Raw genomic sequence first — 23,783 nt, forward strand, 5'->3', positions numbered from 1 at the left:
GATTGCCGTCACGGATGACCCGACATTTTTAATTGGAAGTCGCCAGGACACCTTTGCCGATCATATCGTCCACTATGTTCTTCGCATACCGTCCAGCCATGGCCGGCGTTGGATCCCTGTAAAAAGCCCTCGACTGCCCCGTCCACAACAGCTCGCCTGTAGACGTACGGTAAAAATTGCTTTCCAGCAGAACTTCCACATCCGTCACGACATAACCGGGTTCATAATAATACCCGCCAAACCGGTAATAGTACCCATAAAAACCGTGATAATAGCCGCTCGGTCCATAGATCCCTGCGGTCGGGATCCACCGGTCACGCTCGTTGATACCCAATACCCTTATCGTCACGACACCGTCGAACTGCCTGTCGAGCAATACCTGCCTCATTACGCCGCTATCCGTTCTCGAAAAATCAGGCCCGAATTCGTCCAGGCTCGTAACGGCAACAATTCCACGACGCAGCAGCTCCGCCCGGATATGATCCTCTCCCAACCTTCGCTTCGAAAGGTCCTTCCCCAGCGACATAACGAAAACTTTGGAATACCGGGTCGGCAGAACATCCCGCTGAACCCACGACCCGCTCAGCCTCACCGCCGGCTCACACGATGAATAGACCAGCCCGAAACACAATAGCGTCGGCAGCAGCTGCCTCACGCCGGTGACATGCTTTATCATAAAAGATGAGTTTTAAACCAATCCTTCGCCAGCGCACATACCTGATCCAGCGCCCCAGGCTCTTCAAACAGATGCGTCGCGCCCTCCACAACCACAAGCCGCTTTTGACACGTCATTCGTCCATAGGCATCTCTGTTAAGTCCAAGCACGTCCGTATCCAGGCTGCCCACTATTAACAGAGTAGCTGCCTTAACTTCGTCCAGCACGTCCATTGCCAGATCCGGCCTCCCGCCACGGGATACGACAGCGCCGGTCCCCGGCAGCTCGCGCCGCCGCCTTCAGAGCAGCCGCGGCGCCCGTGCTCGCTCCAAAATATCCGATAGGACAACCCCTCGCCTCCGGCAGCGACTCCAGCCACCCCGTCGCCGCTATCAGTCTGTCGGACAGCAGGTCGATTGCGAACCGGTTGCTGAAAAGGGCATCCTCTGCAGGCGTCAGCAGATCGAACAGCAGCGTTCCAAAGCCGGCCCGCTGCAGCACCTGCGCCACCTTCCTGTTGCGCGGGCTCCTGTGACTACTCCCGCTACCATGCGAAAACACTACTATCGCAGTTGCGATGGCCGGAATGATCAGCTCACCCTGCAAAGCATTCCCTTCCAGCTTCTATCGTCACCACTCTTTCCGATCGTGTAGCGCCGATATCATTACTGTCTGTAAACATCGCTTCAAATTTTGTTCTGCTATGTTACACCTAAACAGCAACGACCATACTAATCAGGATCACAATGCGCCTTGATACTCGTCAGCCGCGACCCGAACAGCAACCCTATCTCCCGTGCCGCTGATAATAATCACCCGATCCGCTGAGCCCGGTCATTGGCTGCCCGCCGCCCCCATACTACCTTTCCCATAGACAAGCACTCAACCAGCTTTATGAAACATATTCTTATCGCCACCGATTTCTCACCGGCTTCCGAACAGGCCGTCGACTACGGAATACATATGGCTGCCGCGCTTGGCGCCGCCGTCACGATATTTTCGGCTTATCAGGAAATACCCGTCCCAGTCGCCGATACCATGTCGATGACCTTTATCGACACAGCCGCCGCAAGAGACAGCGTCGAACAGGGGCTTCGGCGCCTGCACCGGCAATTCCGGACCAGCGACGTCGCGATCGGCACCCTCGCCGTTAAAGGAGCGATAGTTCCCTCCATCCTCCACGCTGCGGACCGGCTGAAGGCGGACCTCATCGTCACCGGCATGAAAGGCAAAGGCAGACCGATACGCAGACTGCTCGGCAGCACAGCAACCACCCTCGCCCGTAAAACACCCGTCACCTCTTCTGGTGGTGCCAGAATCGGCAGATTTTCAGCCGCCGGCAAGCATCCTCTTTGCCAGCGATATCAGCGCGGATACGGATATCCACATCCTTGACCCGCTCAGACAAATGGTCCACGCCTTTCATTCGAAACTCTTTGTATTGCGTGTCATTCAAAAAGGCGCCGAAGAATTCGTGCAGGTTATCCAAAACCAAACCAACCTAAGACTTCTCGACAACACATGGGACGTCAAATACGAATACAAAATGGGTGACTACGTAGTCGACAGCATCAACGAATTCGCGCAAACCCAGGGCGTCCGGATGATCGCCATGGTCCCGCATCGGCATTCTCTTCCCGAAAGATGGTTCATGGGCAGCAATACCCGGGAAATGCTCTTCGAAGCAAACCTGCCCCTCCTCCTTTTGCCGGAACATACATAGGTCATCAAAAAAATAAATAGTTATGGGAACAACCCTCTATTGCCAGAGCTGCGGGATGCCGATCGACCACCCCGAAATGCGCGGCACGGAACAAAACGGCTCCAAAAGCCTGGAATACTGCGTCTATTGCTATGCCGACGGACACCTCATCAACCCCGACATGACACTCGGACAAATGACCGACCTCGTCCGGACCAAACTGAAAGAAATGAACATGCCACCCTCGTTCATCGATGGTGCAGTCACGAACCTGCCCCAACTCCGCCGCTGGACCCGCAAACCGACGCCCTGACGGCATTTTCCGGCGACTTTCTTTCAGCAACTCGGTCAGCAACCAACACCGCCCTATCTTACTACCCGATTTTCTCACACTTAAATTGCAATATATGAGATCCACAATGAAAGCACTCGTTTACGAAGGTCCGGGAAAGATCGAACTCAAAGAGGTCCCGGTCCCCAAAATAACCAAACCCACAGACGCACTCATCAGAGTGAGCCAAACGACCATCTGCGGCACCGACCTCGGAATCATCAAAGGGAAAGTACCCGACGTCAAACCCGGAACAACTCTCGGACACGAAGGCGTGGGAGTCGTCGAGGAAGTCGGCGCATCGGTTCGCAATTTTAAGAAAGGCGACCACGTACTGATATCCTGCATTACCTCGGACGGCACTTGCGAATACTGCAAAAAAGGCATCTACGCACACTGCGAGGACGGCGGATGGATACTGGGACACCTGATCAATGGCACCCAGGCAGAATATGTTTGCATCCCCCACGCCGACAACAGCCTCCACCATATTCCGGCCAACGCCGACGAAGAAGCCCTCGTTATGCTCAGCGATATCCTCCCCACCGGCTATGAGATCGGCGTGCTCAACGGACAGGTGAAACCCGGAGATACAGTTGCCATCGTAGGCTCGGGCCCCATCGGCATGTCCGCGCTGCTGACCGCACAATTCTATTCCCCCGCCCGCATCTACATGATCGACCTCGACGATAACCGCCTCGCTACCGCAAAAAAATTCGGCGCCACGGATATCATCAATTCACAAAAAGAAGACCCGGTCAAAAAAATAATGGCCGGGACAAAGGATGGTGTCGACGTCGCTATCGAAGCCGTCGGCGTACCCGCCAGCTTTCACGTCTGCCAGAATATCGTACGCCCCACCGGACATATTGCCGTCGTGGGCGTCCACGGCCACAGCGTGGACCTGCAGCTGGAAAAACTATGGAGCCAAAACATTACCCTGACTACCGGTCTCGTCAGTACCTTCACGACACCCATGCTGCTGAAAAATGTCATCAGCGGCAAACTGGAACCCAAACGACTGATCACCCACCGATTCGGTCTCGGCGATATTCTCGAAGCCTATAAAGTATTCGGAAACGCACAGGAAGAAAAGGCCATAAAAGTGATCATCACGGCAGAAAGCACCCCGGCACTGCTCGCCGCCACCAGCGAAAAAAGAAAGAAACTTCCGGCATAACACATCAGCCATACATCGGCCCACCCGCGCCCCCGGCCGCGGGTGGGTTTTACCTAAAAAGATCCGCCGTCATCAACCGATCCGGTGAATAATTGCCCATTTCCGGTATCGTCAACTCCGCGGGAAAATCAGGCATTTGCGATTAATAGCAGATCACCGACCTTAGCCCGCATGAATAACAATTTTCACATAACAACAGAGAGCAACCACCAGACGATCATCCAATTCCTCGAAGACAGACTCTATGAGTTCAACGGACCCCTGCTCAACAAATTCGATGGCCGCCTGTTTGCCTTCACGGCACGGGACGAAAATAACACCATCGTCGGCGGCATCGCCGGCTGGACCTGGGCAGGAATAGGCGAGATAACCCAACTCTGGGTAAACACACCGGTCAGAACGACCGGAATCGGAAAACTTTTACTGGAGAAAGCAATAGCGGAAGCCAACAACAGCAACTGCCAAAAAATAATGGTCAGAACCTTCAGTTTTCCAGGCCCCTAAATTTTACAGAAAATACGGTTTCGAAATAGTACATACGATCAACGATTTCCCCGCGGGATCTCAATACCACATCCTCACAAAACAGCTCTCCGGCTAAGCCACATATTTATCGGTAATAGTGAACAGATCCTCCGCCTGAAAGGGCTTTTGAAAATAACCATCCGCCCCTGCCTCTTTCGCGATCTTCGCCAGATCGCCGTGAACACTGAAATAGATCACAGGTATCGACCGATACACAGGGTGCGCTTTCAGCATCTTAATGGCATCGTAACCCGTCACCCCCGGCATGAAATGATCCATAAAGATCAACGCCGGTTTAAAACTATCGATGGCATCCGTCAAAGTCTTCAACGGACTACAACCCATCAGAGGCATAACATTATACCCCCGCCTTCTGAAAAGAATATTGCAAATCAATAAATGGTCCGGATCATCGTCCACAAGCAGAATATTTTTTTGGCTTTCCATTATCTTATGCTGTTGATAGAGGCTGTTTAAGGTTTCAAAAATGTACAAAACGCTGATTTGTCGCTCATTTATTTTTCACCGGCGCTTCTTTCTGCCAGACTCAGATGCCGGCTGATCGCCTCGCCGATAGTCCTGCTGATATTGCTTTCACTCCCGTTGTCACGATGGATCCACCTGCCATTACTTTTCACAAGCGCCATCTCCGGCAGTAGCGGCGACTCCTGCGAACCAACACGGCGAATCCCGCGGACCAGACAGCAATCATAAGCCATCATCTCTATTTCCGCGCTCAGATCGACCTGTAAAGAATCCGGCAGTATCTCGTAAACGAACAATATCGTGAAAACCAATTGAGCCATACTATATAACTATACAAACTTGCGTGCCAAACGATAAAATCCTCAAAATAACATCCACTTGCCCAGAATAATCCACAGCATCCCTCGCTGATATATACGCGCTGAAATTAATCTAAATTACTGATTCTTAAACCAAAAATTCGTCGGCAATCCGGATCAGGCTCTCCGCTTTCAGTGGCTTGGCAGGTGGCCATCCGCCTTTGCCAGTTTCGCAAGCTCGGCAATATCATCCCTGCCGGAAAAATACACAACAGGGATTGTCCTGTAAATTGGGTGAGATTTGAGCATTCGGGTAAGATCGGTACCACAGATTCCCCGCATATCGTGGTCCATGAATACCAGGTCAGGTTCGAACTCCTCCATGGCTTCCGCCAGGTCCTCCATCCGTTCGCATCCCGCCATGGTCAACACGTCGTATCCGCCTTTCCGCAATATTAAATTGCAGACAAGCAGATGATCGTGATCATCGTCAATCAGCAAAATTCGCTTTGGCCGCGATCGCATACCCATACGTTCAGCTATGCAAAAAGCCTTCCAGTCTTCGGGGAAATTTTTCCCCTGCCCCGGCCATCCCCTCGAACTAGCGGGTATAACTAGACCTTTCCGGGCTTACAAGTACTGATATGTAACAGACTGTATAACGGACAAATACCCGCCAGACTTGTAACAGTAAATATCCCCGCTACCGCCAGGAGCACGATTCCCCACATCCCGCCTATCACCCGCGCAAGGAACAGCGCACCCAGCACCGCCGCCGCCAGTATCCTCACCACGCGATCGGTTGTACCCATATTCTTTTTCATAATGCATATTTTTAATCATTAGTTAATGCTACTTCACCCGGATCTCCGGCCGGAATACGATCCTCGACCTGATCGAATTGGAGATAAGACAGGCCGCCTCCGATTTCTCCAGCACCTTCAACGCCTTTTCCCGCTCACTTTCGCTGCTGATCCGCAACCTGGGGGTCAAGCTCGATCTCAGTGATCATGTACTTTCCACCCACCTTCTCCAGTTTGCCCAAAGCCTTGCTTTCAAAGCTTACAAATTCGAGCCCCGAATTCTCGGCAATGGCAAGAAATGTCGTCATCAGACAACTATCCACAGCCGCTACCAGCAGATGCTCCGGAGACCATATACCCGCAATCCCCTTAGCAAATTCCGGCGGCGTGGCCACCTCGATCTGCTCATTCAGTACTGGAGAACTCACCCTCCCCCTGCGGCCCTCCGCCCATTCCAGAGATACTTCATAAAATGACATATTGTCCATGCTGTTCCTGTTTGATACACAAAGATCTCAACTGACGCGGGTCAAAACCGTGACATCCGTCACGACTCCGACTGAGAATGCTCATTCCCACCCGCCTTATCACCCTAATTGAACTTATAGGCGCTAACGACGAAAATTAACAGGAACAAAACTAACTGCAACAAATAAAATAGCATCAATCCCCGCTTCGTCGCCGCCATCGCCATAACATCCACCGGCCCCTGATCATCATACAACATCCGCCTCAGCCTCTGCCCCGCCGGCCTTTCCACCAGGACCATGTTCACGATCAGCAAAACCAATATTCCCATCTTGACCCTGAACCATACCTGATGCATAAAGGCCCCATGTACCGCTACCATCATCAGTATCCCGCCCAGCACGATAAATATCCCTCCCAAACCTCCCGCGATGCGGTAGCGCGCCGTCGCCCGCACGATCGTCAGCGCCCTGTCCCGATCATACGGCAAACACTTCCATAACTGCTGATTCGTCAGAAATCCGGCAAATATGGTCCCGACCATCATCGCGATACCCGATATATGAAGGACCAGCCCCAGCGGCAAAAAAGAGAATGTTGTCATAATTTAGTTTTTAGAACAATAGTTCATTATCGAACAAATGTTTACTTTTACAAAATAACACACACCGCCCCTTTCCCGCAAGGCACAAAAAGCCGCGAAAGTCCAATTCGGAACAAACCGGCAAAAAAGTTCAGTAAAATGAAATCAATCACCCCCGACCGCCGGACAAAAAGAACAAAAACGGCCCTCGCAGAAGCCCTCAAACACCTGATCCTCGAAAAAGGCTACGACGCCATCACCATCCAGGACATCATCGACAAAGCCAACACCGGCCGAAGCACCTTCTACGCCCACTATGAAGGAAAAGACCAGCTCCTCGTCGGGAACATCAACTTCCAGGAAGCCCTCGTCAACCCGCCCTCCAGCAAAGACGAACACCCCATGGGCATTAACATTGCTTATCTTTTTAACCATACACAGGAAAACCTTCCCCTCGTCCGCGCCCTCCACGGCTCCCGCGGCATGGACATTATCACCGGCCAGCTTCACCGAGCTCTGCGCCTCCCGGATCATCGAATACCATAAAGGAAAATTCCCCCGGTCAAAATCCGCCCAACACGTCTTCCGCTACAAGGCCGAAGCAGCCGCCGGCGGCGTTATTCGCATGCTCTTCAAATGGCTCGAAGACGGCACACCCATACCCGCAACAGAAATGATCACCCACGCTGCCGCCATCCTGACGGCCGTGGTCTCCCTCGAAACAACCGGGTAAAATCCAGCCATCAAAGGCTAATTTTTTGCTCCACCCGCAACCCAAAACGCAGTACCTTATCCGCCAAATGAAAAGACTACTCTCCATCTGCCTCGCCATGACCCTCCTCCATGCAGGCTTCGCTCAATCCAACTCCAAAAAATTCACCCTCGTCATCACCAACGCCAGCATCATTGATCCCGCAACAGGAAAGCTCGCCAAAAACCAACTGTTGGCCATTTCCGGCGATACCGTCAAGGTGGTAGACGATACAAAAGCGGCATCTAAATATAAAGCCGACCAATATTTCGACGCCAAAGGCAAATACGTCATGCCCGGCCTCTGGGACATGCACGTCCACTTCCGCGGCGGAGATTCCACCATCGAAGCCAACAAAGCCCTCCTCCCTCTTTTCCTCGCCTACGGCGTCACCACCGTGCGCGAATGCGGCGGCGATATTACCCCTTCCGTCATGGCCTGGAAAAAGCAAACAGCCAGCGGCCGGTTACCCGGCCCCAGAATATTCACCTCCGGCCCGAAACTCGACGGGCCAGGCGCAGTATGGGCGGGTTCCCTCCCCGTAGTAACTCCCGCCGACATAACCGCCGCCCTCGACTCCCTGCAACGGATTCCCTCCGACTTCGTAAAGATTTATGACAGTAAAATATCAGGAAACGCCTACCTCGGGATCATCCGCCAGGCAAAAAAACGCGGCATGAAAGTCACCGGCCACATGCCCTTCACCGTCGAACTGAAGGAAGCCGCCAGTCTCGGCATGGACGGATCGGAACACCTCTACTACGTCTTCAAAGCCTGCTCCTCCAAAGAAGACAGTATCACCACCGAGATCCGCAACAGCGAACACACCGATCACCCCATCGGCCTCTTCGGTGCGCTGCCCGCCCTCTTCAATACCTACGACAGCACAAAAGCCGAAAGCCTGTTCAAATACCTCGCGGCGAAACACTTCTCCATAACACCAACCCTTTTTATTTCAAAAACACTCTCCAGCATAAAAGAGACCGACCATACCAACGACAGCCTGCTCGCCTACATCGACCCAAAGATCCAGGCGACCTATAAGGGGAGGGTCAACGGCGCCAGAAGACAGTCCGAAGCCGCTACCAACTTCACCAAAAGATTCCAGGCCCTCTGCGCCTCCCTCGTCCCGAAGATGTATGCCGCGGGCGTCAACATCGTCGCCGGCTCCGACTGCGGATCATCCAATTCCTACATCTATCCGGGATCATCCATCCACGAGGAGATCAAGCTACTGGCCGCCTCCGGTCTCACCCCCGCCCAGGCCCTCAAAACAGCCACGGTAAATGGTTCTAAATTCTTCGGCGTGGAAGCCTTTTTCGGCAGCCTGCAGAAAGGAAAATGCTCGGACCTGATCGTCCTCGACAGCAACCCGCTCGAAGACATCGGCGCCATCGATCAGATCAACACAGTATTATCTCACGGAAAATTATACTCGAAGACCGACCTCAACGCCCTGCTGGCCTCGATCCGGCATTAATGCGTACCTTGCACCCATGCTACACCGCTTTCCACCACCTCCGGAAAAGGCGGACGCCTCCTTCATCACCGGCCGGTCGGAGACATTCGCCAAACTCAAAACCGAATCCGCACCCGGCCAGCGAACCGTGCTCATGACCGAACACACCCTGATCTTCGTACTCAAAGGCCAAAAACTCCTACACCTACCCGACACCACAATCACAGCCTCACCCGGCGAGGTCATCCTCCTCCGAAAAGGCATCTACGTCATGGCCGAATATATCCAGGACGGACTGGACTTCGAAGCCGTCATGCTCTTCCTGCCGGGCAAGCTCCTCCGGTCCGTGGCCATTTACCAGACCAGGGTCGGCGGCCGTATGACCGACCCCGGAATAACAAACAAGAAGACCACTTGCCTCGTCTTTCCCGCAACGCCCCTGATCAACAGCTTCAAGTCCCACTTCCGCCACTATTTCAACTCCCCCATCCCCCACGCCGAATCCCTTCTGCCCCTCAAACAGCAGGAGATCCTCTACCTCCTCCAATCCGGCATACACAGCGATCGGATTCAATCCTTCATCCTCTCCGCCGTCAGCGCCGAACCCACCGACATCGACTTCATCGTCAACAGCTACCTCCTCCAACCCGTCACCATCGAAGAACTCGCGGGCCTCGCCAACTGCAGCCTCGCAAAATTCAAACGCGATTTCCAAACCCGCTACCAGTGCTCCCCCGCGTATACATCAACAAACAACGCCTGGCCCACGCACGCATGCTCCTAAACAACACCGCAAAACAAATTGCAGAAATATCCCTCGAGTGCGGCTACGAAAACACCTCGTACTTCATCAGCCTCTTTAAAAAGAATACGGCCACACACCGGCAGCCGCAAGAGCCAAAATTACTATTTAAAGACCCAAATCAGCTACTACCAACCCCAGCCCCTGCCCGATCTTTGCTGAAAAAAATGAAAATTTTAATCATCGGAGCCACCGGCACCATTGGAAAGAAACTCACCACAACCTTCTCCTCCCGCGGCCACGAAATCATCACCGCCGGCCGCACCGCCGGCGCCATACAGGTAGACATCTCCTCCCCGGAATCCATAAATAAAATGTACACCGCCACTGGCAATATCGACGCCTGCATCTGCACCGCCGGCACCGGCTACTACGGCCCCTTCGATACGATGACATCCGAACAAATGGAACCCGGCCTGAAAGGCAAACTCCTCGGCCAGGTCAACCTCGTCCTCCTCGGCAAACAATACCTCAACGCCGGCGGCTCATTCACCCTTACCTCCGGGATCGCCGCGGAGCATCCCGCCCGCAATGGCACCTGCGTCGCCATGATCAACGGAGCCATCAACAGCTTTGTCCTCGGCGCCGCCCAGGAAATGAAGCAGGAACGACGCATCAACGCCGTAAGCCCCGGCCTCGTCGAAGACAGCAAAGACCGCTACGGGGCCTTCTTCCCCGGCTACAACCTCGTTCCTATGGACAAACTAGCCAACGCCTACATCCTCAGCGTCGAAGGCGCCGTCAACGGAAAGATCCTGAAAGTCTACTCCTGATGCCAACACCATGATCCCATCAGAAAAACCCGGGCACCCAACCCCATCCCAAACCCCACCCTACTCCAATAACCCCTCCGGCACCTTGCCTTCAATACCCGGCATATCCAACCTGAGCAACCGGCTGATTATCGCCGCCTGGTCCCGCTGATTCATCTCTCTGATAACCGCCCCCTTCCTCACCCCCGGACCATGAATGATATAACCCGTCTGTATATCCCCGAAATCCGGATAATACCCATGCGTCCCCCCATGACCCGGCTTCACCGCTTCCCCTTCATACTGCCGTTAAAAGAACCTCCGTTCTCCCCCGACAGCGCCATTACTGCCACCGGATTCGCACCCACGGCATCCATCTTCGCCCTGTCGATGACACGGAAATATTTCTTCTGATCCGCCGGCAAGCCGGCCAGCAACGCCCTCACCTTTTCCAGCGTCTCTTTATCATTAGGGTCCTTCAGATACAACCACGCACTCCCCCGACACAACAAAACTGCGCCTTCCAGTCGTCCGTCTTCACATCCTTTATCAACCCCGCATTGGACAGCCACACATTGGGACTCACGCTCGTAGTCACGTTCCCAAAACCATGATCTCCTGTAACAATAAGGTCCGTATTCTCCCAGATACCCGCCTTCTTCAGCGCATCGATGACAATCCCCACGCTGCTGTCCGCATCCCTCACCGCCGCCCTCACACTGTCGCCATCCCGGCCCTGCATATGCGAATAATGATCCACCGAAAAGAAATGGATCGTCATCAGATTGGGCCGGTCCTTCGCGATGACATACGCGGCGATCCGGGCAATATTATGATCCTTTCCCCACTCGATATGCGCTGCGGGCCCACCAAATACCTCCTTCCTGAGCTCGTCCACAAAACCAGCCGGCCTCGAATACTGCTCACGCACCGCCTCCCCCATGCTCCCGATGTCCGGGATATTATACTGCACCGGCGCATCCGCCGACACCGGCCACAGCAGGGCCGCCACCTTCATTCCCTTTTTCTCCGCCGCCGCCCAGACCGTAGTAGCATGGATCGAGCTGTCGTTCCAGTACATCTTTCCCGTCGGCCCGTTCGGCTCGAACAGATTATTGAAATAAACACCATGCCTGGCAGGCTGTACACCCGTGACGATAGTACTGTGCGACGGGTAAGTCATCGACGGAAACACGCTGTTCACCCCTTTGGCATAAGCCCCCTCCTTCATCAGCATTTGCAGATTCTTTGTCCCCCATGACGCATCCAGATACAGATTCGGGCGAAAACCGTCGATCGTGATCAGCACCACATGCCTCGAAGACTGGGCAAACCCCTGCCCCACCAGCACAACAGCCGCCGCAATTACCGCAATAATTTTCTTCATGACTTATTTTATATTTTCATACTATTGATCGGTCCACCCCGGATTTTGCGGTTTAAGATTCGGATTCAGCTGCATGTCATTATAAGGTATCGGATACAGGGCTCTCCATTCATCCCACACCCTGCCAGGATCGCCGTTGACCAGCCACAGGATATTGCCGTACGTGCCATGTTCCAGCGTCTGCGGATTGACCGTACTGCCGATCGACGGAGCCACATTCACATAGGTTACGCCCGACACATTACCCGGAGGCGTCCCCTGATAAAAACATACGTCCGGCTTCCCGTTCTGGTCCAGGTCCATCAACTGATTCAGCGCAGGCACATAAATGCCGTTCCAGGGCCGGAGAAGCAGCTTGCCCATCCCCCAGCGGAGCAGGTCGGCATAACGGAACCCCTCCAGGACCAGCTCGATCGTCCTTTCCCGGTAGATCTCCAGCAGGGTCGCATCGGAAACACCACCGCTCCAGCGCTGAAAATAATCCGCCAGATAAGGGTCCGCAACCGCAGGAGGCGCCGAGATCCCGCCCGTGATACCCGCCCGCGCACGCAGAGCGCCGATGGTCTTCGCCCAGTCCGCCGTCGTCAGCTGCCCCAGCTCCTGACGCGCCTCCGCATAGTTCAGCAATATCTCCGCATAACGCATCTGACAGACGGAATTGGTATTGAGCGTCCCGTTGTCATAGTACGTATCATCGAGACACCACTTGATCGGCTGATATCCCGTATACGAGTAGTTGAAGGCAGGAGGCCCCGCGACCACCGATCCGCTGCTGACCCGCGTATAACCCGGCGTTCGGATGGTCTGCGCCAGCCGCTTGTCCCTACCCTGCGTTTCATGCCAGAAAACCATCGTATCGTGACCAGGAATATCCGTAAACCGGCTTCCGTCCAGCATAAGATACATATTGATATAATCCCTCGTAAAATTCAGCCGCACACCATACGTGCTGCTCGTATAGTACCAGTTCGCGTCGTTCAGAACAGCCAGTGAACTGCTGGTCACACTCGACAACATTACCTCGTTGGCGACAGGCGCCGTACTGATGAACAGATTACGGTACGACAGATCGAGACCGTTCCCGGTGTTGAGACTAAAACCCGCACTGTCCATCACCGCCTTTGCCGCATTCACCGATTCCTGCAGCCACTGTCCCGCAGAGGACGCCGACGCAGTCGCACTGACCGCCTTGTCGTACTTCCGGTAAGTCCCTTCGAAGATACAGATCCGCGACTTCATGCCGTACGCTACCCACTTCGTGATCCTGCTCCGGGTCGGGTCCGTCCCCAGCGTTATATGGCCGATCGCATAGTTCAGGTCCGCCAGCACCGAATCCATCACCAAAGCACGCGGATCACGCTTTCCATACAGTATCGCCGTGTCGCTGACGGCCAATGGCTTGCCGACCCACGGTACATCCCCGAACTTCATCACCATATTGTAGTAGAATACGGCGCGAAAGAACCTCGCCAACCCGGTATAATTATCCCGTACACTCTGCGGCACAGCCGGATTAACATTGTAAGCGATAAAATAGTTCAGCGCCCTGAGATTCGTCCAGGTCCAGCCCGTACTCTGCCGCGAATTGTAGAACCCCTTCCGGATATAGTCCGGCACGGCATTCCTCGCTCCGTAATCGCTCATATTGGCGTCCGTCCGGAAGATATCGTTGATGCCCGGCAGTACGTCGTAGAACGAATTGGCGTACAGCGAGAGCCCGTCCTCACTGCTGAATACCACATTTCTGTCCGGACTCGACTGCGGCGTCTGATCCAGGTTCTTCGTGCATCCCGCGAATAGCCCCAGGATAGCACAACCCAGTATACATTTTCCGTATAATTTCTTTATAGATAGCATACTACTAAATTTAATCAGTCAATAATCAGTTAAAGAGTAACGCTCACCCCCACCGTCAGACTCTTGAGAATAGGATAGTTGTTTCCGTTACCGTTATTCTGTGGTAGCACCCGTCAGAATAATATCGGACTTACCGATATTCTCCGGGTCCAGATTCTTCGTCAATTTGAAGATCGGCGAATACGTCCAGAGATTTTCCCCGGAGACATATACCCGCACACCCGTCGAGCTTCAGGCGCTGCACCATCGCAGAAGGCAGATTATACCCCAGCTGCACGTTCTTCAGCCTTATATAGGCCACGTTCTGCAGATACTTCGTCTGCGGATTGTACAGTTCACCCTGACTGTTCTGCGCCGTATAGCCCCGATACCTCGGGAAATACGTATTGGGGTTTTCCGGGCTCCATATCTTGCCCTCCTGGTATTTGAACAGGAAATTATAGGGGCGGTTCAACTGTCCCCAGAAGGCATCCGCCTCACTACCCGGCCACCAGTCCTGCTTCCCTACCCCCTGGAAAAATGCGCCGAAAAAGAATCCCGCATAGTCCGCGCCCAGATTGACCCCATAACTATACCTCGGAGTGCTGTTGCCGATGATGCGCATATCCCCCGGATCATTCGCCGTATTGGCGCCGTTGTTGACCACATTGTCCTTGTTCAGGTCCTTGAACTTCAGATCGCCGGGCAGCCACTTGCCCGTATTCGACGCCTTAAATATTGGCTGCGTCTTCGGACCTTCGGTCTCCGGATGCTGATCCGCCGTCCAGAAGCCGTCATTCGCATATCCCCATATCTCACCCAGCCGCTCCCCCGAATAGTGGTCCGTCAGCAATTTGGTGGCATTATTATACCGGGTAATGGTCGAATGATTGTCCGACATCCAGACACCCACATTGTAATGGAAAGGCCTGCCCGCAACAGCGAACTGGTCCCTCCACGTGATGGACGCCTCCCAGCCTACCGTGCGCAGATCCGCATAGTTGCCCTTCGGCACCGTAGTCCCGAATATCGCAGGAAGGGTCTTTCCCACCGTGAACATATTCGTGGTGATCCTCGAATAGATATCCCCCGTAAAACTTAACCGGTTGTTGAGGGTCACAAGGTCCAGACCAAGGTCCTTCGTCGTAGCCTTTTCCCAGGTCAGTCCGTCAGGGATCACATTCGGCTGCGTGGTCGTCGGCGGACGGACCCCGTTGATCACACGGCCCGACTGCTGTATCTTGAACAGCTCCTCGGAAAGAATAGGACGCAATATTTCCATTCCCAAGCGAACCATAGGACCCCCTGATCTTCAGGTCGGATATCGCCATGGGATCCACATGCCAGAATGCTTCCTTCGCCAGCCGCCATCCCGCAGACACAGAAGGGAAGAATCCGTAGTGCTGATCGGCAGGAAACTTCGACGACCCGTCATACCGCGCATCCAGCTTCCAGCAGATAACGGTCCTTGAACGCATAGTTCAACCGGCCGAAACCTCCCAGTATCGCCCACTTGTCATAACCCCCGGCCGTGGTAATATTCTGCCCCACCGCCAGGTTGAGATCTGTCGCATTGCTGTACACAAGACCGTTACGCTGCGTGCTGAAATTATTGTACACCGACTGTTCATAGTTATACCCTACCAGCGCCTTGAAATAGTGGTTCTCGCCAAACATATTTTCATACTCGCCGTAGATATTGGTCGCGAGATACTGCGTTTTGGCCGAAGCCATCTGCAGATCGTTGGTCGTCGTTCCCACATACGCGATCACACCCGGCGTAACACTATACGGCACCTGTACCCTTATCTGTCTGGCCCCTGAATCGGTATTCTGATAAGTGAGATCGCCCTTGATACGAAGATGATTGTCCATGAACTTCGCGGCGAAACCCGTCGTATTGCGGAATACCTGGTTCTTCAGATTGATCCCGTTCTTTCCGTAGAAAAGATCGCCCACCGTATACGCCGCCGAAAAGGTCAGCGTTCCATCCGGATTCTGAAGCATCGACGACGGATGCGCCTCGTCCGCCATATTTCTCCAGATACCGCCACCCTCGCCCACGTTGAGAGGGTTATGATAATCCCTCGACGTATACTGCGTATAGTTGTATACCTGCAGCCACGGCAGCACCTCGATCGTCCCCTTGGCAGTCAGGTTGTACATATGATAGTCGTCCGAGTTATACCGGAAAATGCCGTCCTGCCCATAGTACCGGCCCGTTATATAAAAACTGGCCTTGCCGCTGCTCCCCGAGAGCGACAGGTTCTGGTCGATGGCCGCATTCCGCTTCTTATAAAGGAGAGCATACCAGTCCGTATTACCATAATACACATACTGACCGTTGGAACCTACATCCACCTTCGGCAGACTGGGATCCGCATTACGCTTCGCATACTCCGTCAGATAGGCCTGACTGAACGGCTGCGTCTTATTCACCCCCGCGGGTATCTGCGAATAGTCGTTCCACCCCGTCCACGCCGAGTCGAACATCTGCATATACTTATAGCCATTGGACTCGATCTTCGGAATATAGGTAGGCGCCTTGACAGAATAATTCGAAGAATAGTTGATCGACGTCTTGCCCTTGGCCGGAACCTTAGTCGTGATAAGCACCACCCCAAAAGCGGCCCTCGCTCCGTATATCGCCGCGGAAGCCGCATCCTTAAGCACCGTGACGCTCGCCACGTCGTTCGGATTCAGCAGACTCGGATCACCCTGTACCCCGTCGATCAGCACCAGCGCTTGCCCCACCCTGCCCGATCGATGTCGCCCCCCGAATATTATAGGTAGCGGACGATATAGGCTTGCCGTCCGCCGGCGTCAGATTCAGGTTGGGGATCAATCCCTGAAGCCCCTGCGTCATATTGGGCATACTCCGCCTGTCCAGCACATCGCCGCTGACCTGCGCAACAGCACCGGTCAGATTCGCCCTCTTCTGCGTACCATAGCCAACCACGACAACCTCACTTAGCGAGCCCGCCTGACTCTTCATCTTTACAATGATCGAAGTGGAAGCATCCGCTTTCAGCACATAACCCGACAATGTCTGCGGTTGAAAACTTACACCGCTGAAGGTAAAACTATACTTGCCTTTTACAGGAAGCCTTGCAAAATTGAACAGCCCCCGAATCAGTCTGTGTACCGGAAGAAAGTCCGGTCTCGTGATTGGTCGCCAGCACCGTGACACCGGCGATCGGGTCCCCCTGCTCATTTCGGACAATGCCGGTGACACTGCCCGTGCGATCCTGCGCCTGAACAGACCACCCAAGGCATAACAACAATAGCCATGTTAGTAGCTTTTTTCCCATAACGTAGTTTTTTCAGTGTTTAAGAAAAAGAATCCCTTCACCGCCCCGCGGTGCATTTTTTATCCCGTATGCAAAAGATTAAGGCTTCGGCCTTCCTGACAATATATTTGCCGTTCAGGCTGATCACGGATAAGTGGTTTAACAGCGCAATATCATGCAGGGTCTCACCCAGAGAATCCCTTCTTTCCAGTTTCCCAATGAAATATTTATGCCGTAACTCCTCAGGAGAATAATCGATATCTGTATTGTAGATCGCCGACAGCTGATCGAATACCTCCGCCAGCGTCTGATTATTGAACATATACCAGTTGGAGATCGAATCGGGATGCACCTGCCGCGCAGCCGCCACCCCATTCTCCGCCCGATGCCGGACAGGGCCGTTGATCGCCACACTGCGACTTTTCCTGCTAAAGACCAGCTCCTCACCCGGAGAGAGGGTGTACTCTCTCCCGCCTTCCCCGGCCGGCTCATCCGCCAGCGAAACAAGTACCTTCCCGGTAAATAACCGGACCTTTATCTTGTCACTGTGAGGACTGGCGCTGAGATCGAACGTCGTGCCGAGCACCTTCGTATCGAGACCATCGCTGTGAAGAATAAAAGGCCGCCGGTCGTTCTTCGCCACGTCAAAAAATGCCTTTCCGACCAGCCGCACATCCCGGTCCGCCGTAGAACCAAATCCCCTGAGATAGCTAAGCCGGGCCCCGGGCGAAAGCCGCACATTTGAACCGTCCGGCAGAGCCACCAGTTCATCCCGCTGCCCCTGGTTATCCCGGTCTATCCACGCCGTCTCCGCAACGACGCTAACACCCGGCGTCACAGGCACAGCCTCTTTCACCCCCTTTTCAACCACCCACAACCTGACGAGAAAGAAAACGACCGCCGCCGCAACGGCATATTTCAGCATCGGCAGAACCCTATGCCCTACCCCCACGCCATTACCTCCACTTGTCTTTTTTGTAATAAATGCCAGCATCTCTTCCCGGTAGCCCGGGGGAAGCTCTGATACACCATCGGCCTCCTCAAATTCCCGTTGCAGGAGAGGTTCATCCGGGTGATCCCGCAGATAGCCCCATACCAACGCGGCTTCCTCTTCGGTGCAGTTCCCACTTAAAAACTTCTCGATGAGCTCGTTCGATAGCTTCTGCATATAGATATGTACAGCTGAAGGGAAGGTTTACCCCTGCCCTGAAAAAAATTTTAGTGAAGATTTCCCAGCCAGAGCACCAGCACCGTTATACCGAGCTGCCGGATACGGCGAAAAGCTTTGCTTACATGATCTTCCACCGTCTTGACAGAAATCCGCATTTCAGAGGCGATCTCTTTATTGGAACAGCCATATATCGCTTTTAGCATAATGACCTTCCTTCGTACCGGAGGAAGACTCTCCAGCGCCGCACTCACTTCGTCCGTGACTTCCAGCCTGGCCGCAGGAGACTCGACCATGCCCGCCGCCAGCGCCTCCTCGGACGGCACTAGCAATTTCCGGCGCGTGGCCTCTTTCTTTAGATGATTGATTAGCAGAGTTCGGGCAATTATAAAGACCTGTTTATCGAGGGCATGTTCATCAGAGAGAGTCTGCCGGAATTGCCAGAGGCGGATAAAACACTGCTGAGTCAGATCTTTCGCAGTATCCAACAGATAAACCCGTCTCAAATAAAAGTGAAATACCCTGTTGTGCAGCAGATTGTAGGCCTCAAGGAAAGCGCTATGATCGCCACCCCTGATAACAGCCGGTTTTGGTAGGTCAGCAGTTGGAGAGAAATTCTTCATATCGGCAGCAAATTGCATAAAACAGCAGATCCGCAGCCTGAAGTTAATGAACTTAATCGAAAGATAACCCAGACAAATAGGACCCCCTGAACCGGTGACGTCATGGCACAACCATTGCAACACTATCTAAAATGAACAATTAACAATCTAACTATATGCCAGACAAGAACAAACCAAAAGAACCATCGGAGATCCCAACACCGGGCCAGACACCCGAGATTCGCCCTGACCCAATGCCGGAACCCCCAACCTATCCCGAGCCCACAACTCCCCCAGGTCAACCAAATCCCGGTCCAGGGGACCGTCCCACCCAGCCATCCCGACTATCCCCGGCCGGAGACAGAACCATCCACCGAACCGCGGAGCTAACCCCTTTCCGTCTGACTAAGAAAAGTACTCTCGAAGATCTTATCCGCATTCCCCGCCTCGAATCCTTCCCTCCGCTGCTCCCTCCCGATAGAACCCGCCGGCAAGCCCGCATATTGCGGCAACACCCGCCTTTCCGCAAACTCCACATACGACCCGGGTATCATCTTCTTCACCCCACCGGCAAATTCCGCCTCCACCAGGCCCGCCACCGTCGAACTCTGCAGCAGCAATCCGTCCGGACTCGTCTTGATCTTCCCGCCCGAATCATTCAGCCGGAACCCATGCCGCTCTAAAAATCATTGAACGACGCGACAGTATTATATCCCGCCGGCAGATTATGCACACTCACAGTAAAATGATTCAGATAATACCGGTTGTAGATCACCCACGCCGCATACTCACTCTCCACCTGCAACGCCTCATAGTCCCCAAGACCCGGCAACTCCCAGCTGCTGCTGTGTAAGAAACGATCGATCGCGGAAACATCATCCAAATCGACCGCATCCACCGGATCGGCAGTCAATCCACCCGTATACCGCCGGATCACCTCCTGCGTAGCCGATGAAAGATCACCAACCCGCAGCTCACTCAAAAATATCCTCGGATACTTCGGCTCCGGCGGAGCATACCAGTACGCATCCAGCTTCTTGGCCGGAAAATGATAAGCGTCCCGGCGAACCCAGCCCAGACGCAAAAACACCTTCTCCAGCGAAGCGATACCCAAAAACGGCACCCCAAGACTGCGGAAAGCGATATGGTCATTCTCGATGTCGCCTTCGCCAGCAATCAGTTTCTCTTCAATCATCGCGCGGACCACACCCGCGACTTCAGGCACCCGTTCCCGGTATCTCAGCATCAGTCCGTCCAATACTCCTTCCAATACGTTCTTCATATGCATTAATTTGCTTTTGATTCAGAATGCGTATATAGACTCCCGCTGGTAGTCCCCAGCAACGCCTCCAGCGGAATATCTTCCTGTTTTAGGAACCCCCGACCGATCAACCGGCCGGATGCCACCAGTTCAACCACAGCCGCCACCGAAGCCGCCGTCGTCCAGCTGATCGCCCTCCAGCGCTGCCCGCCGATCAGCAACGGATGATAGGCCTGATAGAACTCCTCCCTTTCGAGGCGTTCCTCCTTCCAGCCCTCCACCACCGCGTATACATAGACCACGTCCTCCGCCACCGGCGGTTTGGCCTCCGTCAGGATCTGCTCCACCAGCTCCCGCTTGTCCTTCAGCAACAACTCATACAGCAGGAACCGCATCAGCTTCGCATGACCCGGATAACGGATCGTCTTATAATTCAGCGTATCCACCCTCCCTTCCAGCGTCTCACACAACGTGCCAAGACCTCCGCTGGTAGTGAATGCCTCGAACTCCTGCCCTTCGATATTGATCTGCTCGATCCCGTCCAGCGAAGGTACCATCTTCCTCACCCCGTTGTGGATCATCTCCGCGTCATTTACATATTCGTTGATCACCCCCGCCGGACTCCAGGTGAAACTATACCCCATCTGCCCGTTCGGATGACTCGGCAATGCCCCTACCCGCAGCTCCACGTCCCGCAGCCGCGTAAACCGCCTGCATAGATCGGCGCCCACGATGCCGATAAAACCAGGCGCGAGACCACACTGCGGCGCCATCACACCCTTCGAAGTCTCGGCCATCTTCCGGATCGCCGCCGTCGTCGGCACGTCCTCCGTCAGATCGAAATAGTGTATACCCGCCCGGTGCGCTGCTTCCGCCACCGGCAGATTTGCATGATAAGGCAGACAGGACACCACAGCATCCTGCCCCGCAAGCAGCGAATCTAAAAATTGTCTGTCCTGCACACTACCCTTCACCACAGGAAAAGAAAAACCACTGGCCGGCGCATTGGCGTCCACACCAGTAACGGAAAATTGCCGGCCGAGCAACGTAGCCACTAAAGAGCCTACCTTACCCAGGCCAATCACCGCAACTTTTTGCATGATCGGAAAATTTTAAGAATAAAAAAAGAGGAAAACTTACCAGACCCGACCACGGGCCTTAGCCCTCCACTAGGGCACATTGGCGCACGCGCTCCTGAGAAAAGCGAGATATGCGCAAAAAATATTTAGCGAGACGTTCACGCTGTAAATATAGATAAAAAACCAAACAGCTCCTTCACCAGGACGATCGCCCCGATCCCTATCATAAACCACCCAAAAACGACCCTCAACCGCCCGCCTTCAACCCGCGACGAAATGGCGATCCCCAGTACTATTCCCGCAAGCGCGACCAACGTAACCCATCCCAAAAATGCCAGTCCACCGGCATATGCCGCAGATCCATCCCAAATCCAAGCAACGAATTGATCGCAATGATCAGCAGGGAAGTACCAATAGCTTCCTTCACGCGAAATTTCAACAGCAACACCAGCGACGGTATCAGAATAAAACCACCACCCGCCCCCAGCAAACCCGTCACTCCGCCAACTACGATCCCACTCCCAACCAGATGAAAAATATTCCCGTCCCCTCCAGCAGCCGCAACATCCTCACGCCGGCGGATCATTACCGCGGCCGACACAAAAAGCAGTATGGCGAATAACAACATACTCGCCAGCGACCAGGTCACAGGGACGCCCCTAACAACAAACAACCGGCTCGGTATCAGAGGCAGCAGCCACGACCGGATGACCAGCACGATCCCGGCCGAAACAAGACAAAAAAGTCCCGCTACTTTAATATTGGTATTGGACTGCCGGTAATTGGAAGCCGCACCGAGCAGGCTCGTCAGTCCCACGATAAAAAGAGAATAGGAAGTCGCCAGCACCACCGGCACATGGAACAGATACACCATCACCGGCACAGTCAGAATACCGCCTCCCGCACCGATGCTTCCAAGGGAAACACCGATCAGCAGACAGGCGATATATCCGAAGAGCTGCAATTATACGCCGACCCCAGCCTTTTCCGGGGAGAGTACAGACTGTAGGAAATTGACCGCGTATTCGATCTCTTTCGGCAGTATTGTATTTGCAGAAGGAAAAACGTACCGTCGTACAACCCTCTCTGTTAGCCAGAGCCCTGATCACATGCGAGCCGCCCGCCTCTCCGCTCGTGCAGGCGCTGCCGCCCGAGACACAGATCCCCGCCTGGTCCAGATCCATCAGCAAAGATTCCGACCGGGAAGATTTTGGAAAACAAACGCTCAGCACCGTATACAAACCCTGCTCCGGACCGTTGAACCGCACCCCCGGTAAATGCCGAACCAACAGCTCCCGCATCATCCCCCGCAGGCCGCCGATATGCGCGCGGTCCTGTTCATAAGCCGCCATCGCCAGCTCCAGCGCTTTGGCAAAGCCCACAATACCATATACGTTCTCCGTACCGGCGCGCATATTCCTCTCCTGGCTTCCGCCGTGTATCAGGGGGCTATCTCGAGAGAAGGATTCACATACAAAACACCCACACCCTTAGGTCCATGAAATTTATGGCCGGACGCGGAAATAAAATGGACAAAACTCTCCGACAGATTGATAGGATAGTGCGCGACCGCCTGAACACAGTCGGAATGGAAGATGGCCCCATACTCCCGGCACAGCAGCCCGACACGCTGGATGTCCAGCAGCGACCCGATCTCGTTGTTGGCATACATCAGGGACACCAGCGGCTTTTTGCCGCTTTCCTGATGCTGCTTTAATTTCTGCTCCAGATCGGCATAGTCCACAACCCCTTCCTCGTCCAGCGCGACCAGGTCCAGCGGCAGCCCATACTGCCGGCTATAGTGTTCGGCCGTATGAAGGACGGCGTGGTGTTCTATCGGAGAGGTGATAATGCTGGTGCATCCCAGATCCCTGATCGCCGAAAGGATCGCAGTGTTATTACTTTCCGTGCCGCCGCTCGTAAAGAACAGACTCATCGGCTTTACCCCGAGAATACGGGCTACCGTCTTCCTCGGCCATTTCGACCGCTACACGCGTCGACCGTCCAATGGAATAAATAGAGGAAGGATTACCAAAAGATTCCGTCAGAAAAGGCATCATGGCCTCAAGAGCCTCGGGGCTAAGCGCGGTCGTCGCCGCATTGTCCAGATAAATGGGATGTTTCATATGCATCGATGGATAATAGAGCCCAAAACTACCCTTACCCGTTGATTCGATCCAGACATCGCATTTTTTCCGGAAATTTTCCGGCTTTTTGCCTTTTTCCAGTGATATTTTCCGGCAGGCCATACCCAAACCTACCGCATATTTCCTTTTTTCCGGCGCTCCTCCACCCTTCGGCCCACTCCGTCATCCCTTCGGCTTCCCCCGCAACCTCCATCATCCTCCCTTACTCCCCGCTCCC

Annotated in this window: 33 protein-coding genes and 1 pseudogene; 9 read left to right on the plus strand and 25 right to left on the minus strand. The window is 54.0% G+C overall.

Annotated elements, in window-relative coordinates:
* Positions 1-28: 28 nt before the first annotated feature.
* Genes ACQ86N_RS25915 through ACQ86N_RS25925 form a run of 3 tightly spaced genes read right to left on the minus strand, consistent with a single transcriptional unit; the run spans position 29 to position 1,261 of the window.
* On the minus strand, positions 29-676 hold the full coding sequence (locus tag ACQ86N_RS25915; RefSeq protein WP_431209573.1) for a hypothetical protein: 648 nt from the start codon (positions 674-676) through the stop codon (positions 29-31).
* Positions 673-888 (minus strand): hypothetical protein, encoded by a 216-nt coding sequence (locus ACQ86N_RS25920; protein ID WP_431209574.1) that lies wholly within the window; start codon positions 886-888, stop codon positions 673-675. The genes ACQ86N_RS25915 and ACQ86N_RS25920 overlap by 4 nt, the downstream gene beginning before the upstream one ends.
* Positions 866-1,261, minus strand: coding sequence for a hypothetical protein (locus tag ACQ86N_RS25925; RefSeq protein WP_431209575.1), 396 nt, complete (start codon positions 1,259-1,261; stop codon positions 866-868). The genes ACQ86N_RS25920 and ACQ86N_RS25925 overlap by 23 nt, the downstream gene beginning before the upstream one ends.
* Before the next feature lie 288 nt (positions 1,262-1,549).
* Between ACQ86N_RS25925 and ACQ86N_RS25930 the strand changes: the two genes are divergently transcribed.
* The 5 genes from ACQ86N_RS25930 (at position 1,550) to ACQ86N_RS25950 (ending at position 4,372) form a co-directional block, all read left to right on the plus strand.
* Positions 1,550-2,050 carry a universal stress protein gene (locus ACQ86N_RS25930; protein ID WP_431209576.1) on the plus strand — a complete coding sequence of 167 codons (501 nt, stop codon included), beginning with the start codon at positions 1,550-1,552 and terminating at the stop codon, positions 2,048-2,050.
* A gap of 13 nt (positions 2,051-2,063) precedes the next feature.
* On the plus strand, positions 2,064-2,378 hold the full coding sequence (locus ACQ86N_RS25935) for a hypothetical protein (protein ID WP_431209577.1): 315 nt from the start codon (positions 2,064-2,066) through the stop codon (positions 2,376-2,378).
* 22 nt (positions 2,379-2,400) lie between these two features.
* A complete protein-coding gene (locus ACQ86N_RS25940; protein WP_431209578.1) occupies positions 2,401-2,670 on the plus strand; it encodes a zinc ribbon domain-containing protein in 270 nt (89 codons plus the stop codon).
* 94 nt (positions 2,671-2,764) lie between these two features.
* A complete protein-coding gene (locus ACQ86N_RS25945) occupies positions 2,765-3,868 on the plus strand; it encodes a zinc-dependent alcohol dehydrogenase family protein (RefSeq protein ID WP_431209579.1) in 1,104 nt (367 codons plus the stop codon).
* Between the two features lie 171 nt (positions 3,869-4,039).
* Positions 4,040-4,372 (plus strand): GNAT family N-acetyltransferase, encoded by a 333-nt coding sequence (locus tag ACQ86N_RS25950; RefSeq protein WP_431209580.1) that lies wholly within the window; start codon positions 4,040-4,042, stop codon positions 4,370-4,372.
* Positions 4,373-4,465: 93 nt separating this feature from the next.
* On the opposite strand, the gene ACQ86N_RS25955 is transcribed toward ACQ86N_RS25950, so the two are convergent.
* From ACQ86N_RS25955 to ACQ86N_RS25980, 6 genes are all read right to left on the minus strand, one after another.
* Positions 4,466-4,840, minus strand: a complete 375-nt coding sequence (locus tag ACQ86N_RS25955) for a response regulator (RefSeq protein WP_431209581.1) — start codon at positions 4,838-4,840, stop codon at positions 4,466-4,468.
* Positions 4,841-4,908: 68 nt separating this feature from the next.
* Complete coding sequence (locus tag ACQ86N_RS25960; RefSeq protein ID WP_431209582.1) at positions 4,909-5,199, minus strand: hypothetical protein; 291 nt, start codon at positions 5,197-5,199, stop codon at positions 4,909-4,911.
* A gap of 171 nt (positions 5,200-5,370) precedes the next feature.
* On the minus strand, positions 5,371-5,679 hold the full coding sequence (locus ACQ86N_RS25965; protein ID WP_431209583.1) for a response regulator: 309 nt from the start codon (positions 5,677-5,679) through the stop codon (positions 5,371-5,373).
* A gap of 113 nt (positions 5,680-5,792) precedes the next feature.
* Positions 5,793-6,002 (minus strand): YgaP family membrane protein, encoded by a 210-nt coding sequence (locus tag ACQ86N_RS25970; protein ID WP_431209584.1) that lies wholly within the window; start codon positions 6,000-6,002, stop codon positions 5,793-5,795.
* 134 nt (positions 6,003-6,136) lie between these two features.
* Positions 6,137-6,469 (minus strand): OsmC family protein, encoded by a 333-nt coding sequence (locus ACQ86N_RS25975; RefSeq protein ID WP_431209585.1) that lies wholly within the window; start codon positions 6,467-6,469, stop codon positions 6,137-6,139.
* Positions 6,470-6,573: 104 nt separating this feature from the next.
* Positions 6,574-7,053, minus strand: a complete 480-nt coding sequence (locus ACQ86N_RS25980; protein ID WP_431209586.1) for a hypothetical protein — start codon at positions 7,051-7,053, stop codon at positions 6,574-6,576.
* 138 nt (positions 7,054-7,191) lie between these two features.
* Here ACQ86N_RS25980 and ACQ86N_RS25985 point away from each other — a divergent pair, with 138 nt between their 5' ends.
* The 4 genes from ACQ86N_RS25985 (at position 7,192) to ACQ86N_RS26000 (ending at position 10,817) form a co-directional block, all read left to right on the plus strand.
* Positions 7,192-7,578: a TetR/AcrR family transcriptional regulator gene (locus tag ACQ86N_RS25985; protein ID WP_431209587.1), complete on the plus strand. Its 387-nt coding sequence runs from the start codon at positions 7,192-7,194 to the stop codon at positions 7,576-7,578.
* Between the two features lie 254 nt (positions 7,579-7,832).
* Positions 7,833-9,263, plus strand: coding sequence for an amidohydrolase family protein (locus ACQ86N_RS25990; protein ID WP_431209588.1), 1,431 nt, complete (start codon positions 7,833-7,835; stop codon positions 9,261-9,263).
* A gap of 16 nt (positions 9,264-9,279) precedes the next feature.
* Positions 9,280-10,026 carry an AraC family transcriptional regulator N-terminal domain-containing protein gene (locus tag ACQ86N_RS25995; RefSeq protein WP_431209589.1) on the plus strand — a complete coding sequence of 249 codons (747 nt, stop codon included), beginning with the start codon at positions 9,280-9,282 and terminating at the stop codon, positions 10,024-10,026.
* The gene (locus ACQ86N_RS26000) at positions 9,969-10,817 is read left to right on the plus strand and encodes a short chain dehydrogenase (RefSeq protein WP_431209590.1); all 849 of its coding nucleotides are present in this window, start codon (positions 9,969-9,971) and stop codon (positions 10,815-10,817) included. The genes ACQ86N_RS25995 and ACQ86N_RS26000 overlap by 58 nt, the downstream gene beginning before the upstream one ends.
* Before the next feature lie 60 nt (positions 10,818-10,877).
* Here ACQ86N_RS26000 and ACQ86N_RS26005 read toward each other — a convergent pair whose 3' ends face one another.
* From ACQ86N_RS26005 to ACQ86N_RS26080, 16 genes and pseudogenes are all read right to left on the minus strand, one after another.
* Positions 10,878-11,084: a hypothetical protein gene (locus tag ACQ86N_RS26005; RefSeq protein WP_431209591.1), complete on the minus strand. Its 207-nt coding sequence runs from the start codon at positions 11,082-11,084 to the stop codon at positions 10,878-10,880.
* Positions 11,081-11,284, minus strand: a complete 204-nt coding sequence (locus tag ACQ86N_RS26010; RefSeq protein WP_431209592.1) for a hypothetical protein — start codon at positions 11,282-11,284, stop codon at positions 11,081-11,083. The genes ACQ86N_RS26005 and ACQ86N_RS26010 overlap by 4 nt, the downstream gene beginning before the upstream one ends.
* A complete protein-coding gene (locus ACQ86N_RS26015) occupies positions 11,275-12,183 on the minus strand; it encodes an alkaline phosphatase family protein (protein ID WP_431209593.1) in 909 nt (302 codons plus the stop codon). Before ACQ86N_RS26015 ends, ACQ86N_RS26010 begins: the two co-directional genes overlap by 10 nt.
* A gap of 21 nt (positions 12,184-12,204) precedes the next feature.
* Positions 12,205-14,040 (minus strand): RagB/SusD family nutrient uptake outer membrane protein, encoded by a 1,836-nt coding sequence (locus tag ACQ86N_RS26020; RefSeq protein WP_431209594.1) that lies wholly within the window; start codon positions 14,038-14,040, stop codon positions 12,205-12,207.
* Positions 14,041-14,170: 130 nt separating this feature from the next.
* Positions 14,171-15,316 (minus strand): hypothetical protein, encoded by a 1,146-nt coding sequence (locus ACQ86N_RS26025; protein WP_431209595.1) that lies wholly within the window; start codon positions 15,314-15,316, stop codon positions 14,171-14,173.
* Positions 15,317-15,450: 134 nt separating this feature from the next.
* Entirely contained in the window at positions 15,451-16,773 is a 1,323-nt protein-coding gene (locus ACQ86N_RS26030; RefSeq protein WP_431209596.1) for a TonB-dependent receptor plug domain-containing protein, read from the minus strand.
* Complete coding sequence (locus tag ACQ86N_RS26035) at positions 16,733-17,233, minus strand: hypothetical protein (RefSeq protein WP_431209597.1); 501 nt, start codon at positions 17,231-17,233, stop codon at positions 16,733-16,735. Before ACQ86N_RS26035 ends, ACQ86N_RS26030 begins: the two co-directional genes overlap by 41 nt.
* A gap of 134 nt (positions 17,234-17,367) precedes the next feature.
* Entirely contained in the window at positions 17,368-18,477 is a 1,110-nt protein-coding gene (locus ACQ86N_RS26040) for a FecR family protein (RefSeq protein WP_431209598.1), read from the minus strand.
* Between the two features lie 50 nt (positions 18,478-18,527).
* On the minus strand, positions 18,528-19,118 hold the full coding sequence (locus ACQ86N_RS26045) for an RNA polymerase sigma factor (RefSeq protein WP_431209599.1): 591 nt from the start codon (positions 19,116-19,118) through the stop codon (positions 18,528-18,530).
* 347 nt (positions 19,119-19,465) lie between these two features.
* Positions 19,466-19,741, minus strand: coding sequence for a 2-oxoadipate dioxygenase/decarboxylase family protein (locus ACQ86N_RS26050; protein WP_431217602.1), 276 nt, complete (start codon positions 19,739-19,741; stop codon positions 19,466-19,468).
* Between the two features lie 17 nt (positions 19,742-19,758).
* Positions 19,759-20,361: a DUF1338 domain-containing protein gene (locus ACQ86N_RS26055; protein ID WP_431209600.1), complete on the minus strand. Its 603-nt coding sequence runs from the start codon at positions 20,359-20,361 to the stop codon at positions 19,759-19,761.
* Between the two features lie 5 nt (positions 20,362-20,366).
* Positions 20,367-21,440: a saccharopine dehydrogenase C-terminal domain-containing protein gene (locus tag ACQ86N_RS26060; protein ID WP_431209601.1), complete on the minus strand. Its 1,074-nt coding sequence runs from the start codon at positions 21,438-21,440 to the stop codon at positions 20,367-20,369.
* Positions 21,441-21,711: 271 nt separating this feature from the next.
* Positions 21,712-22,383: a sulfite exporter TauE/SafE family protein gene (locus ACQ86N_RS26065; RefSeq protein ID WP_431209602.1), complete on the minus strand. Its 672-nt coding sequence runs from the start codon at positions 22,381-22,383 to the stop codon at positions 21,712-21,714.
* Positions 22,384-22,513: 130 nt separating this feature from the next.
* Positions 22,514-22,834, minus strand: a pseudogene (locus tag ACQ86N_RS26070) (aminotransferase class V-fold PLP-dependent enzyme); the annotation flags it as partial.
* A gap of 26 nt (positions 22,835-22,860) precedes the next feature.
* Positions 22,861-23,355 carry a cysteine desulfurase family protein gene (locus tag ACQ86N_RS26075; protein WP_431209603.1) on the minus strand — a complete coding sequence of 165 codons (495 nt, stop codon included), beginning with the start codon at positions 23,353-23,355 and terminating at the stop codon, positions 22,861-22,863.
* A complete protein-coding gene (locus ACQ86N_RS26080) occupies positions 23,318-23,545 on the minus strand; it encodes an aminotransferase class V-fold PLP-dependent enzyme (protein WP_431209604.1) in 228 nt (75 codons plus the stop codon). Before ACQ86N_RS26080 ends, ACQ86N_RS26075 begins: the two co-directional genes overlap by 38 nt.
* Positions 23,546-23,783 lie beyond the last annotated feature (238 nt).

Source organism: Puia sp. P3 (genome assembly GCF_050632245.1).
Classification (GTDB): Bacteria; Bacteroidota; Bacteroidia; order Chitinophagales; family Chitinophagaceae; genus Puia.